Annotated in this window: 11 protein-coding genes and 1 pseudogene; 6 read left to right on the top strand and 6 right to left on the bottom strand. The window is 65.8% G+C overall.

What is annotated here, in order from left to right:
• Positions 1–50 precede the first annotated feature (50 nt).
• The 5 genes from Q8M85_RS00800 to Q8M85_RS00820 all read right to left on the bottom strand — a co-directional run bounded on the left by Q8M85_RS00800 (position 51) and on the right by Q8M85_RS00820 (position 4,815).
• On the bottom strand, positions 51–1,259 hold the full coding sequence (locus tag Q8M85_RS00800) for a phosphopentomutase (RefSeq protein WP_305539096.1): 1,209 nt from the start codon (positions 1,257–1,259) through the stop codon (positions 51–53).
• Positions 1,259–2,569 carry a thymidine phosphorylase gene (locus Q8M85_RS00805; protein WP_305539098.1) on the bottom strand — a complete coding sequence of 437 codons (1,311 nt, stop codon included), beginning with the start codon at positions 2,567–2,569 and terminating at the stop codon, positions 1,259–1,261. The genes Q8M85_RS00800 and Q8M85_RS00805 overlap by 1 nt, the downstream gene beginning before the upstream one ends.
• Entirely contained in the window at positions 2,566–2,979 is a 414-nt protein-coding gene (locus Q8M85_RS00810) for a cytidine deaminase (RefSeq protein ID WP_322245966.1), read from the bottom strand. Before Q8M85_RS00810 ends, Q8M85_RS00805 begins: the two co-directional genes overlap by 4 nt.
• Before the next feature lie 116 nt (positions 2,980–3,095).
• Positions 3,096–4,178 (bottom strand): cupin domain-containing protein, encoded by a 1,083-nt coding sequence (locus tag Q8M85_RS00815; RefSeq protein ID WP_305539100.1) that lies wholly within the window; start codon positions 4,176–4,178, stop codon positions 3,096–3,098.
• Positions 4,179–4,188: 10 nt separating this feature from the next.
• Positions 4,189–4,815 (bottom strand): GntR family transcriptional regulator, encoded by a 627-nt coding sequence (locus Q8M85_RS00820; RefSeq protein WP_305539102.1) that lies wholly within the window; start codon positions 4,813–4,815, stop codon positions 4,189–4,191.
• Between the two features lie 255 nt (positions 4,816–5,070).
• On the opposite strand from Q8M85_RS00820, the gene Q8M85_RS00825 reads away from it, so the two are divergent.
• The 5 genes from Q8M85_RS00825 (at position 5,071) to Q8M85_RS00845 (ending at position 12,441) form a co-directional block, all read left to right on the top strand.
• Positions 5,071–7,359, top strand: coding sequence for an NADP-dependent malic enzyme (locus Q8M85_RS00825; RefSeq protein WP_305539104.1), 2,289 nt, complete (start codon positions 5,071–5,073; stop codon positions 7,357–7,359).
• A 3-nt stretch (positions 7,360–7,362) separates the two neighbouring features.
• Positions 7,363–8,310 carry a hypothetical protein gene (locus Q8M85_RS00830; RefSeq protein WP_305539106.1) on the top strand — a complete coding sequence of 316 codons (948 nt, stop codon included), beginning with the start codon at positions 7,363–7,365 and terminating at the stop codon, positions 8,308–8,310.
• A gap of 204 nt (positions 8,311–8,514) precedes the next feature.
• On the top strand, positions 8,515–10,401 hold the full coding sequence (locus tag Q8M85_RS00835; protein ID WP_305539108.1) for a propionyl-CoA synthetase: 1,887 nt from the start codon (positions 8,515–8,517) through the stop codon (positions 10,399–10,401).
• Positions 10,402–10,474: 73 nt separating this feature from the next.
• A complete protein-coding gene (locus Q8M85_RS00840; protein WP_305539110.1) occupies positions 10,475–11,008 on the top strand; it encodes a hypothetical protein in 534 nt (177 codons plus the stop codon).
• Positions 11,005–12,441 (top strand): sigma-54 dependent transcriptional regulator, encoded by a 1,437-nt coding sequence (locus Q8M85_RS00845; RefSeq protein WP_305539111.1) that lies wholly within the window; start codon positions 11,005–11,007, stop codon positions 12,439–12,441. Before Q8M85_RS00840 ends, Q8M85_RS00845 begins: the two co-directional genes overlap by 4 nt.
• Positions 12,442–12,514: 73 nt before the next feature.
• On the opposite strand, the gene Q8M85_RS00850 is transcribed toward Q8M85_RS00845, so the two are convergent.
• Positions 12,515–13,279 carry an NAD kinase gene (locus Q8M85_RS00850; protein WP_305539113.1) on the bottom strand — a complete coding sequence of 255 codons (765 nt, stop codon included), beginning with the start codon at positions 13,277–13,279 and terminating at the stop codon, positions 12,515–12,517.
• 199 nt (positions 13,280–13,478) lie between these two features.
• Here Q8M85_RS00850 and glyA point away from each other — a divergent pair.
• Positions 13,479–13,619, top strand: a pseudogene (gene glyA / locus Q8M85_RS00855) (serine hydroxymethyltransferase); the annotation flags it as partial.

Here is a 13,619-nt window from a genome sequence, read left to right on the forward strand (position 1 = left end):
TAAGTATCCCACGGGGGTCCGGGGGTGTGAAACCCCCGGTCCGGCAGAGGTCACAGGAAACTCCGCCCCGGCCCCTGCACCGCCACCCCCAGATGCGCCGCCACCGACGCGCCCACATCCACGAACCCGCACACCCCGACCTCGCGCAGACCCGCACCCCAGCCCACCACCGGCACCCGCTCCCGCGTATGTTCGGTTCCCCTGAACGTCGGGTCGTTGCCGTGATCGGCGGTGAAGATCGCCAGGTCCCCTGGTCGCAGGGTCGCAAGAAACCGCGGCAACTCGGCGTCGAACCACTCCAGCGCGCGGGCATAGCCCGCCACGTCGCGGGGGTGACCATACAGCGTGTCGAACTCGACGAAGTTCGCAAAGGTCAGGGACCCGGCCTCGGCCTCCGCCCCAAGTCTTACCAGGTGTTCGAAAAGGTCAGCGTCGGACTTGCCCTTGTGCAGCTTCCCGATCCCGCGCATCGAGAAGATGTCGCCGATCTTGCCGATCCCATGCGTGGCACGTCCGGCGCCTGCGACCCAGTCCAAGAGCGTCGGCGCGGGCGGCGCGATCGCAAAATCCTTGCGGTTGGCGGTCCGCTTGAAGTCGCCACAGCCGCCCGTGAAAGGCCGCGCGATCACCCGCCCGACCTTGCGGGCATGCAGCATCGGCGCCAGGTCCCTGCACAGCTGCAACAGCCGCTCCAGCCCGAAGGCCTCTTCATGCGCGGCGATCTGGAAAACGCTGTCCGCACTCGTGTAGCAGATCGGCCAGCCGGTCCGCATATGCGCTTCGCAATGCTCGGCGATGATCGGCACGCCCGAGGCATGGCAGTTCCCCAGGATCCCCTCGGTCCCCGCCAACCGGCAGACCTCGGCCACGATGTCGTCAGGGAAGGCGGGCACGGTGTCGGGAAAATAGGTCCAGTCCCAGGGCACCGGCACCCCTGCCAATTCCCAGTGCCCGGACGGAGTGTCCTTGCCCCGCGACACTTCGGTCGCAGCCCCCCACAGGCCTTCGGGCACGGCGTCCATCCCCGGCGTCGCCACACCCGAGGCCAGCCGGATTGCCGCCCCAAGCCCCAGCCGGTCCAGGTTCGGCATCCGCATGGGACCCGAGCGCCCGACCTCTGCCCGGCCCTCGGCACAGGCCGCCGCGAGGTGGCCCAGCGTGTTCGACCCTTCATCGCCGAAGGCCGCCGCATCGGGTGCGCCGCCGCAGCCAACGCTGTCCAGCACCACCAGAAACGCCCGCCCGCCAGTGCTGGCCATCAGCCAATCCTCATCTGTATCAGCGCGGGCTCCTCCGCAAACTCCGGCGCGATCTGGTAGGCCGCCTGCACCGCCCGTACTGCTGCCCGCGCCGCATCCTCGGTTACCGCATGGACCATCGCCAGCGGCACGCCTGCGCCCATTTCCTCTCCGATCCCCGCCAGATCCGTGAGGCCGACCGAGGGGTTCACCCGGTCGCCCTCGCGCAGGCGCCCCCCGCCCAGATGCACAACCGCCTGGCCCAGCGCCTCGCCGTCGATCCGCGCCACGAAGCCGTCCGTCGGCGAGGGCACCTCCATCATCACCGGGGCCGAGGGCAGGCGGTCCGGCCAACGTTCCACAAAGTCCGCCGGCCCCCCCTGCGCCACAACCATCCGCCCGAAACATTCTGCCGCCGCACCGGATTCCAGCGCCTGGGCGATCCGCCCCTCGCCATCCTCCGCGTCACTGGCCAGTCCGGCCAGCGCCAGCACCTCGCCGCCCAAGGCCACCGTCACGTCCCACAGAGCCTCGTTGACCGAGGTGCCGGTCAGCGTCTCCATCACCTCGATCACCTCCAGCGCGTTCCCCGCTGCCGTGGCCAGCGGCTGCGACATGTCGGTGATCAGGGCACTGGTCATGCACCCCGCCCCCTGTGCTGTCTTGACCAGGGACCGCGCCAGCGCCTCGGCGTCCGCTGCCGTCTTCATGAAGGCACCCGAGCCGCATTTGACGTCCAGAACCAGCGCCTCCAGCCCCGCCGCCAGCTTCTTCGACAGGATCGAGGCGGTGATCAGGTCGATCGACTCCACCGTCGCCGACACATCGCGGATCGCGTAAAGGCGTCGGTCTGCCGGGGCCAGGTCGGCCGAAGCCGCCACGATGGCGCATTTCACCTCGGTCATCTGCTTGCGCAGCGCCGCTTCCGTCAATCCGGTTCGAAACCCAGGTATGGCTTCCAGCTTGTCCAGCGTCCCACCCGTATGCCCCAGCCCCCGACCCGAGACCATCGGCACATAGGCCCCGCAGACCGCCAATGCCGGGGCGAGGAGCAGAGAGGTGCAATCCCCGATCCCGCCCGTCGAATGTTTGTCCACCACCGGGCCGGGCAGGTCCCATTCCAGCACCTTCCCGCTGTCGCGCATCCCCCGCGTCAGCGCCACGCGCCCTTCCTCGGACAGGCCCTTCAGCAGCACCGCCATCGCGAACGCGCCCGCCTGCGCATCCGTCACCGCGCCCGAGGCCAGCCCCATCGCGAACCAGCGCAAATCGTCGGTCGAGGGTTGGCCCCCGTCCCGCACCTTGGCGATGATCAACCGCGCGTCGGTCACGTGCGGTCCATGTGCGCGGCGGTGAAAACGCCTGGCAAAAGCTCGGCCACGGTCATCACCTTCTGCTTGCCGTCTGTGGTGCAAAGCGTGACGCGCACGTCCTGGGCCGCAAACTCGGCGATCTTCTGACGGCACCCGCCACAAGGAGGCACCGGGTCCGGGCTGTCGGCGATCACGCAGACCTCGGCGATCCGCGTATCCCCTGCCGCGATCATCGCCGCAATGGCCCCCGCCTCGGCACAGGTGCCCTCGGGATAAGCCACGTTCTCGACATTGCAGCCGACATGCACCGCACCGCTTGTGGCGCGCAAGGCCGCCCCGACCTTGAACCGCGAATAGGGCGCATAGGCCCGCTCTCTGACCGCCGTCGCCGCCTCCAGAAGCGTCATCGCCACCCCCTGTTTGACCATTTGGTCAGAGTGTGATGCCGCCCGCAGATTTCCGCAAGCCGGGTGTGCTCGTCGTGCTACTTCGTCGCCTCCTCGCAGGGCCTCCCGACGAGAAGACGAAGTCGCACGAGGAGGCGCTATCTGGGAACCACCCGCGTCACCGGATTGCCCGGCAACGTCACCTCCAGCAGTTCCAGGTCAGGTGTCGCGTCAGAATACCGCGTCGCCAGGCCTGGGGGGATCACGAAGGCATCGCCGGGCGACAGGCGGTAGGGGTCCTTGCCCTCGCCCTCCAGCGTCATTCCGCCGGACATGACGAAGGTGAACAGGATATCGCCCTCGTGCACCGTCCAGGGAGCCGTGCCCGCTGGCCGTGCGACCATCACCGAAGCCACGCCCTTCGTCGCCGCCATGATCGTCGTATCCCGCGCCTCGAAACCCGGGATGCGGAACGGCTTGAACACGCCGTCCTTCCCGATGTCATGCACGAATTTCTGCCCGTCCCATTCCCGATCCGGCCGGAAATGCGGGGTGGGCAGCGTCATCTCATGGTCGATCTCGGTCACATGCTCGGCGGGCACCCCGATCTCGACCACTTGCACGCCTTCCGAATGCAGCACCTTGTGGCGGATGCCCGGCGGCTGGATGAAGCAGTCCCCGGCATGGATGCGCCGGATACCGCCTTGATCTTCATAAAGGACATCCACCCAACCCGCGACGCAGAAGATCAGCTGGAAGCCCACCTTGTGGAAATGCACCATGTCCGGCACCGGCCCGTCCGGCACCCGGATATGGCTCGCGATCATCGCCCCGCCCAACCGCGTCGGGATCAGGTCGCGATACTCCATCCCCGCCCGCCCGATCACCCAGGGCGCCTGGTCCGCCAGCCTGCGCACCACAAAGGCATGTTCCGTCGCGGGCGTTACGACCGGAGGGTTCAGCTCATCCACCTCCACCTTCGTCCCGTTGGGTGCTGTCAGCGACTTCGCCCCCCCCGCAAATCCCGGATCGTCAGTCAGGATGCGCAGCGTCCCCGGTGCCTCGCTTGCCCCCTTCTCGATCCGCAGCCGCACCCCATGCCCGGACAGCACGGCGACCGAGGGGTTGTCGGCAGGAAAGATCATGTCCAGCCGAAAGCCAAGCGTCTTGGTATAAAACGGCAAATCTTCCCGCAGCTCTTGCGTGGGCAGCCGGATCTCGGCGCGGGTCTCCTGGGTCATGGTCTCTCCTTCAGGCAATCTGGGCATAGGCAGTTTCTGCGTCGTAGATGAAACGCAGCATCAGATCATGGGCGTGAGGGCCATCCTGCGCTTCGACGGCCTGAAGCAGAGCCTTCAGACCATCGACAATGATCTTCCGCGCCGCCGGGTCCGGCAGTGTCGCAAAGCGCACCGATTGCACCTGGCCCGAATAGCGCTGGATGGCATTGCGCAGCTCATTGTTCCGCACCGCCCCAAGCCAGGCATTGCGGAAGGCCTCGGCCCCCCGATGGAAGGCGGCAACATCTCCTTTCGCACTCTCGGCCAGCGCCAGCGCATCACGCATGGCGAGCAGGTCATTCACCGTCCGATCGCGGGCGACACAGACCACCGCATGTGGCTCCAAAAGCCGCCGCAGGACAAAGACCTCTGCAATCCGCTCGGGCGACAGGTTCGGCAGCGCGAAGCCCCGGCTGGTGCCTTCCAGATAGCCTTCGGAGACGAGCTGCATCAGCGCCTCACGCACCGGCATCCGGCTGACGCCCATCTCTGCGGCGATGGCATGGTCCACAAGCCGCACATCCGGCCCAACCTCGCCGCGCAGAAGGCGCAGGCGCAGTGCCTCGTGAATCCGGGAGCGGTGGCTGGTGCGGGACATCGCAAAAAGAGTATACCACCCAGACAAAAAGTCCAGGAAATTAGCCATTCTTCCCATGATTATGGCAGTTTCGGTATACTTTTATTGAACCAGGGGCCGGCACTTGCTTGCAAAGCCGAAAAGCCCTTGCGGGATTTCACTGATTTCCATAGGCCGCAAATGCAGGCATGGTGGCGCTGAAAGGCCGGGCCGGCACCGATACAACCGGCTTCGGAACGGATGGTTCAACGTTAAACCATCTTCAGGAGGGGACTTATGGACGACCGGCAGGACGAGGCGAAGCAGGCGGCACGGCAGGCGGCGCTGGACTATCACGAGTTTCCAAAGCCCGGAAAACTCGAGATCCGCGCCACGAAACCGCTTGCCAACGGCCGCGACCTTGCCCGCGCCTATTCCCCCGGTGTTGCCGAAGCCTGCCTGGAAATCAAGGCCGACCCCGCGACCGCTTCCCGCTACACGTCCAAAGGCAACCTCGTCGCCGTGATCTCGAACGGTACTGCCGTTCTGGGCCTTGGCAACATCGGTGCGCTTGCCTCGAAACCGGTGATGGAGGGCAAGGCCGTCCTCTTCAAGAAATTCGCCAACATCGACTGTTTCGACATCGAGGTGAACGAAGCCGATCCAGTCAAACTGGCCGACATCGTCTGCGCGCTGGAACCCACCTTCGGCGCGGTTAATCTTGAGGATATCAAGGCCCCCGACTGCTTCATCGTCGAAAAGCTGTGCCGTGAGCGGATGAACATCCCCGTTTTCCACGACGACCAGCACGGCACCGCCATCGTGGTCGGGGCCGCCGCCACCAATGCGATGATCGTCGCGGGCAAGTCCTTCGACACGATAAAGGTCGTTTCCACTGGCGGGGGCGCGGCCGGCATCGCCTGCCTGGAAATGCTGGTGAAGCTGGGCGTCCGGCGCGAGAACGTCTGGCTCTGCGACCTTGAGGGCCTTGTCTACCACGGCCGGGCCGAACAGATGACTCAGCAGAAAGCGGCCTTTGCGCAAGGGCATAGGCCCGCCACCCTTGCAGACGTCATCACCGGGGCCGATCTTTTCCTCGGCCTTTCCGGCCCCGGCGTCCTGACGCCCGCGATGGTGCAGACGATGGCGCCTAACCCGATCATTTTCGCCCTCGCCAACCCCACGCCGGAAATCCTGCCCGACGACGCCCGCAAGGTCGCCCCCGGCGCGATCATCGCCACGGGCCGCTCGGACTTCCCGAACCAGGTCAACAACGTCCTCTGCTTCCCCTTCATCTTCCGGGGTGCCCTCGACGTCGGCGCGACCACGATCAACGACGCGATGGAGATTGCCTGCATCGAAGGCATCGCCGCCCTTGCCCGTGCAACCACGTCAGCCGAAGCCGCCGCCGCCTACCGGGGCGAGACCCTCAGCTTCGGCCCCGACTACCTGATCCCGAAACCCTTCGATCCCCGCCTGATCGGCGTTGTCGCCAGTGCCGTCGCCAAGGCCGCAATGGAGACCGGCGTCGCCACCAGGCCGCTCGACGACCTTGACGCCTACAAGCGGGGCCTTGACGGATCGGTCTTCAAGTCCGCCCTTCTCATGCGCCCGGTTTTCGAAGCCTCGAAGATGGCCGCACGCCGGATCGTCTTTGCCGAAGGCGAAGATGAACGTGTCCTCCGCGCTGCCAACGCAATGCTGGAGGAAACCAACGACCAGCCCATCCTGATCGGCCGCCCCGAGGTTGTCGAGGCTCGCTGCGAGCGTTTCGGTCTGCCGATCCGCCCGGGCCGCGACTTTCATCTGGTGAACCCGGAGAACGACCACCGCTACCGCGACTACTGGGGCACCTATCACGAACTGATGGCCCGCCGCGGCGTCACCCCCGACACCGCCCGCGCGGTGATGCGGACGAATACCACCGCCATCGCCGCGATCATGGTCCACCGCGAGGAAGCCGACAGCATGATCTGCGGCACCTTCGGCCAGTTCAACTGGCACCTCGGCTACGTCCGCCAGATCCTTGCCCGCAGCGGCCGGCACCCCGTCGCGGCGCTCAGCCTCATGATCCTGGAGGACGGCCCCCTCTTCATCGCCGACACCCATGTCCACCCTGAACCAAGCCCGCAGCAGATCATGGAGACGGTCATTGGCGCCGCCCGCCACGTCCGCCGCTTCGGTCTTGCCCCGAAGATTGCGCTTTGCACCCAGTCGCAGTTCGGCAACATGGACACTGCCAGCGCCCGCCGGATGCGCGACGCGCTGGAGATGCTGGACCAGCGCGAACCCGACTTTGCCTATGAGGGCGAGATGAACATTGACGCCGCCCTCGACCAGTCGATCCGCGACCGCCTTTTGCCGGGAAGCCGCTACGAAGGCGCGGCGAACGTGCTGGTCTTCGCCTCCAGTGAAGTCGCTTCGGGCGTCCGCAACATCCTGAAGGTCAAGGCCGGCGGGCTGGAGGTCGGCCCGATCCTGATGGGCATGGGCAACAAGGCCCACGTCGTCACCCCAGCGATCACCGCTCGCGGGTTGCTGAACATGTCCGCCATCGCGGGGACCCCCGTGGCGCACTATGGCTAGCATATGATATCTGCAGACCCTCCGCGAAAATCGTCGCAAGAAGTCGAACTCGACCACCTTCTAGCGGAGGAGTTTGCATGCGATCCCGGCTTCATCATCAGATTCTTGGCTGCCTGTCAGCTTGATTCCGATCTAGGATCGGTGCGCAGAGTCGTTGCAGAGCCCAGCCTCGGAGGGAACGGCTTCGGTGATTTGTTAGTTGAGCTAGAGCGTGATGATCGTCGTGTGGCCCTGCTGATTGAAGACAAGATCACCGCCTCGCCCGCCGCAAGGCAAGCGGAACGGTATCGCGAATATGCAGCGATGCTGAAGGACGATGGCTGGGATCAGGTCCTCTGCGTTGTTGTTGCGCCGCAAGCATGGCGCGGAGACCGGGATGGATATGACGCGCATCTTGCCTTGGAGGAGCTGTCAGGACTTCTGGAGTCTGCCGACCCAGGCCGGTTAGGCTGGCGTCGTGCCATCATAAATCGTGCGCTGCAAAAGCACCGGACATCAGGTGTGAAGCTGCCTGACTCGAGGGTGTTGGCATTCAAGACTGCCTATCTTGAGACTGCAAACGACTGGGCGTCACGTAACAAAGTCCCCCTTTTGTTCCCTGTCCTCAAGACAGCCTATTACGACGGCGACTCCTGGGTTGAACCCATCCTGCACCCTGCATTGCCGCAGCGGTGCAAGATACGCCACCGCTGTTGGACTTCTGTCCGGACAGGGACCGGGCTTGTAGATTTGATTGTGCTCGGTGCGACCCCGGAGGAAGCCGCACTGTTGACGGGAAAGCGCGCGAGCGACTCGCTCGTATCGTCGTTCTCCGGCGGCAAGGGCATCTCCGTTTCGTTGCCCGTAGCTGAGCTACGACCGACATCGACTTTCCACGTCGAAACCTTAGAGGAATCGTTGCGCAAAATGGTTAGCTTGGTTGACTGGTTTGTGAGCATGAATATCGGCTAATTGGTTGGCGCTACCAAGCGTCGACTTTGCAAAGCTTATCGCTACATACTGGGCAGGATTTGGAATCCGCCTACTTTGCAAACTATCCACGGTCTGCACCAAGAATTCTGCAAATTTGTCGCATCGCGCTACCGGTAACACCGTTGCGCGAAGGGCATCCCTTCGCATACCACCGCGTCAGAGCATCAGCGGGGGGAGATCGCGATGAGCTACGCACAGGTCTACGGTCAGTGGCAGCAGGATCCCGATGGGTTCTGGCTTTCCGCCGCCGGGGGAATCGACTGGGTGAAAAGGCCCTCGAAGGCGCTGGATGACAGCCGCGCGCCGCTCTACGAATGGTTCACCGACGCCCAGGTCAACACCTGCTGGAACGCCGTCGACCGCCACGTCATCGCCGGTCGCGGCAAGCAGCCCGCCATCATCCACGACAGCCCCGTCACCGGCACCAAACACGTCATCACCTATGCCGAACTGCAGGACCGCGTCTCCCGCCTCGCCGGGGCGCTCAAGGCCAAGGGCATCTGCAAGGGCGACCGCGTCATCATCTACATGCCGATGGTCCCCGAGGCGCTGGAGGCGATGCTCGCCTGTGCCCGCCTTGGCGCGATCCACTCCGTCGTCTTCGGCGGCTTCGCGGCGCACGAACTCGCCGTCCGCATCGACGACTGCGCGCCGAAGGCGATCATCGCGGCAAGCTGCGGGATCGAACCCTCCCGTGTCGTCCACTACAAACCGCTCCTCGATAGCGCCATCGAGCAGGCGACCCACAAGCCCGACTTCTGCGTGATCTTCCAGCGTGAGCAGGAGGTCGCCAAGCTGACCGAAGGCCGCGACCACGCCTGGCACGAGTTCCAGTATGGCGTGGAACCCGTCGACTGCACCCCGGTCGAGGGCAACCACCCGGCCTATATCCTCTATACCTCCGGCACCACCGGCGCGCCCAAGGGTGTCGTCCGTCCCACCGCCGGGCACCTCGTCGCGCTCAACTGGACCATGCGCGCGATCTACAACTGCGGCGCGGGCGACGTGTTCTGGGCCGCCAGTGACGTGGGCTGGGTCGTCGGCCACAGCTACATCTGCTACGCCCCTCTCATCGCGGGCTGCACCACTGTCGTCTACGAAGGCAAACCCGTCGGCACCCCCGACGCCGCCGCCTTCTGGCGCGTGATCAACGAACACAAGGTGCGCAGCTTCTTCACCGCCCCGACCGCCCTTCGCGCCATCAAGCGCGACGACCCGGACGGCAAGCTGGTGCCGAAACTTCCCACACTCCAGGCGCTCTACCTGGCCGGAGAACGTGCCGACCCCGACACGATCCACTGGGCGCAGAACCACCTGAAAGTCCCGGTCATCGACCACTGGTGGCAGACCGAAACCGGCTATGCCATCGCCGCGAACCCGCTGGGGATCGAACACCTGCCGGTCAAGATCGGCTCGCCTTCCGTGCCGATGCCCGGCTTCGATGTGCAGGTCCTCGACGAAGGCGGCCACCCGGTCAGCCCTGGCACCCTTGGCGCCATCGCGATCAAGCTGCCCCTGCCCCCCGGCACACTGCCGACGCTGTGGAACGCCGAGGATCGCTTCCGCAAAAGCTACCTCAACCACTTCCCCGGCTACTACGAGACCGGCGACGCGGGCTATATCGACGCCGACGGCTACCTCTACATCATGGCTCGAACCGATGACGTCATCAACGTGGCCGGCCACCGCCTGTCCACCGGCGCGATGGAGGAGGTTCTGGCCGCCCACAAGGACGTCGCCGAATGTGCCGTGATCGGCGTGGCCGACGACCTGAAGGGCCAGTCGCCGCTGGGATTCCTCTGTCTCAACAAAGGGTCGAACCGCCCGCATGACGAGGTGGTCAAGGAATGTGTCAAGCTGGTCCGCGACCAGATCGGCCCCGTGGCGGATTTCAAGCGCGCCGTCGTGGTGGACCGCCTGCCGAAAACCCGCTCGGGCAAGATCCTGCGCGGCACGATGGTCAAGATCGCCGACGGCCAACCCTGGAAGATGCCCGCCACCATCGACGATCCGGCCATCCTGGACGAGATTACCACGGCGCTGCAAAGCCTCGGCCTCGCCAAGGGCTGACGCGACACTGGACAGGCCGCGCGCGCTGAGGCAATCTTTGCATTATGCAAAGATTGCTGTCAGCCTGCACCGCATGACCCGTCCCGATTCGACCACAGCGGACCCCCGCGCCGGGGCCCTTGTCGCCTTGCGCCAGGCAATCCAGGCGTTGCATCCGCACCTGACCACGTCCGACGATCAGGCCGACCTCGCCCTGATCGAGGAAGCCGCCAATCGCCTTGCGCAGCCCCGCGAAACCGTCGCCCTTGGCATTACCGATTTCGACCCGACCCGGCTGGCCCATCTTCTGCAAATCACCGGCCCTTCCCTTGGCCCCGAGCTGCTGGCCCGCCTGACCGAAGACCTGACCACCACTCAGGAGACCCTTGCCACGGGGGCCCGGACCGCCGACTGGAAGCGCCTGCGCGAAGGCAGCCATGTGCTGATCTCGCTTTCCGGGTCGGTGGGCGCGCTCTCGCTTCAGGCGATGTCGGAAAACCTGAACGCCCTCGCCCATGCCCAGAACCGCGACGCCCTGGTCGCCCTGATGCCGCCGCTGGAGGCCGAGCTTTCCGCCCTGATCCGCCTGATCAGCGCCACCCGCGTCCCGACCGGGAGTGCCGAATGAAGTCTTCCGCCCCACTCTCGCGCCCCGCCGTTCTTCTGGTCGAGGACACGCTGTCGCTGCAGATGGTCTATCGGTCGATCCTTGCCACCTCTGGCCACCGCGTCGCCGTCGCCGCCACCGCTGCCGAGGGGCTCGACCAGTTCCGCACCCACCGGCCGATGGTCGTGCTCTTGGACCTGATGCTGCCCGACCGCGACGGGCTGGAGGTGATGCAGGAAATCCAGTCGATCCAGCCCGAAACACGCGTCATCGCCATCACTGCCAACGGCTCGGTCAACCGCGCGGTCGAGGCGATGCGGGCCGGGGCGCATGACTTCCTGGTCAAACCCTTCGACGAGGGGCGGCTCTTGTCCGCCGTGCAGAATGCGCTGTCCGAGGCTGGCCCGCGCGACGCGGTGAAACCCGCCGATCCCAGCGCCTCGGCCACCCGCAGCCGGGACGCAAGCCAGATCGCCGACGGGTCGGGCTTCATCGGTTCGTCCGAGGCGATGAACCGCATCCACGGCACGATCAATTCCGTCGCGCGCTCGATGGCCACCGTCTTCATCACCGGCGAAAGCGGAACCGGGAAAGAGCTTTGCGCGCTGGCCGTCCACGCCAATTCCAATCGCGCCGCAGGCCCGTTCATCGCGCTGAACTGCGGGGCCATCCCGCAGGATCTGCTGGAATCGGAAGTCTTCGGCCATATGAAGGGCAGCTTCACCGGCGCGATTTCCGACAAGCAGGGCGCGGCCACGGCAGCGGACGGCGGGACGCTGTTCCTGGACGAGATCTGCGAAATGGCCCCGGCCTTGCAAACCAAGCTCCTGCGCTTTCTGCAGACCTCCACCGTCCAGCCCGTCGGCGCAACGCGTCCCCGCAAGGTCAATGTCCGCATCGTCTGCGCAACCAATCGCGATCCACTCGACGCCGTCCGCCGCGGCCACTTCCGCGAAGACCTGTACTACCGCCTCTACGTCGTGCCGATCCACATGCCTCCCCTGCGCGACCGCGGCCAGGACATCCTGGAAATCGCCGAAGCCGCCCTGTCTCGCTTTGCCCAGGAAGAGGGGCGCGAGTTCCACGGTCTCGACCCTGTGGTGCGCAACTTGATGCTCTCGCTCCCCTGGCCCGGCAACGTCCGCCAGTTGCTGAACGTCATGCGCAACGTCGTTGTCCTGAACGCCGGCGGCTGGGTCACGCCCGACATGCTGCCCCCCGGCCTTGCCGACGAAAGCCGCCCGGCCGATCCGCAGCCCCTGGCCCTTGCCACGCCCGAGGCCTTCACGTCCGACAGCCTTCTGGGTCTGCCGCTCGCCGAAGCCGAGCGCCGGCTGATCGAAGCGACCCTTGCGCTGCATGGCGGGTCGATCCCCAAGGCCGCGCGGGTGCTGGACGTCTCGCCCTCCACTCTTTACCGCAAGATCGAGGCGTGGAACGCCCGCGCCAGCTGACCGCTCCTCGATGCCTTCGTCACGCGTCGCTGCCATAGCGACGAGAAGACGCAGTCGCACGAGGAGCTGCCCGTCAGACGAACTGCTCGCCGATCAGCCGCTCCTCAAGACCATGCCCGGGGTCGAACAGCAACCTGTGGCTCACCGACTGGTCCGACCGCACCTCGACGCTGGTCACATCGCGCACCGAGGACCGGCTGTCCGCATCCGCCATCACCGGCCGCTTCTCCGCTTCGATCACGTCGAACCGCACCACCGCCGACCGCGGCAGCAGCGCCCCCCGCCAGCGCCGCGGACGGAAGGCCGACATCGCCGTCAGCGCCAGCACGTCCGACCCGATGGGCAGAATCGGGCCGTGGGCCGAATAGTTGTAGGCCGTCGACCCCGCAGGCGTCGCCACCAGCGCCCCGTCGCAGACCAGCTCCTCCATCCGCACCCGCCCATCGATGCTGACCCGCAGCTTCGCCGCTTGCGGCCCCTGGCGCAGCAACGAGACCTCGTTGATCGCCGAAGCCTCGGTCACCTTTCCCTTGGCATTCTCCGCCCGCATCACCAGTGGGTTGATCAGCGTTTCTTCCGCCGCCGCCAGCCGCGCGGGCAGGTCCTCCAGCGCATAGGCGTTCATCAGAAAACCGATGGTGCCGCAGTTCATCCCATAGACCGGCAGCCGCTGCCCATGCGCCGCATGCAGGGTCTGCAGCATGAACCCGTCGCCACCCAAGGCCACGATCACCTCGGCCCGCCGCCCATCCGCCTGCCCATAGGCCGCCGTCAGCGCCTGAAACGCCGCCGCCGCCGCCGGAGCCTTCGAGGCCGTGAACCGGATCCGCTGTGTCATGTCTGGGGGTCCCCTTTGCGCCAGTCTTGGCCGGGTCACCCCGCAAACTCAAGCCCGCACCGGGGTTTCCTTTTGGCGGCACCGGTTTCCGCCACGTCGCTTTATTTCGCCCCGGTCCCGGAACACGTCGCTTTCCTGCCTTTCCCGGTGACCGCGACTGCTCTACATAGCCGCAAACTCCATGCATGAGGGCAGAACGATGAACGCTTCCCACCGCGACACCGGCTTTTTCACCGAACCCCTGTCCTCGCGCGATCCCGAGCTTTTCGGCGCGGTCACTCAGGAACTTGGCCGCCAGCGCCACGAGATCGAGCTGATCGCCAGCGAAAACATCGTCTCC

This window comes from Tabrizicola sp. (assembly GCF_030694085.1).
Lineage (GTDB): Bacteria > Pseudomonadota > Alphaproteobacteria > Rhodobacterales > Rhodobacteraceae > Tabrizicola.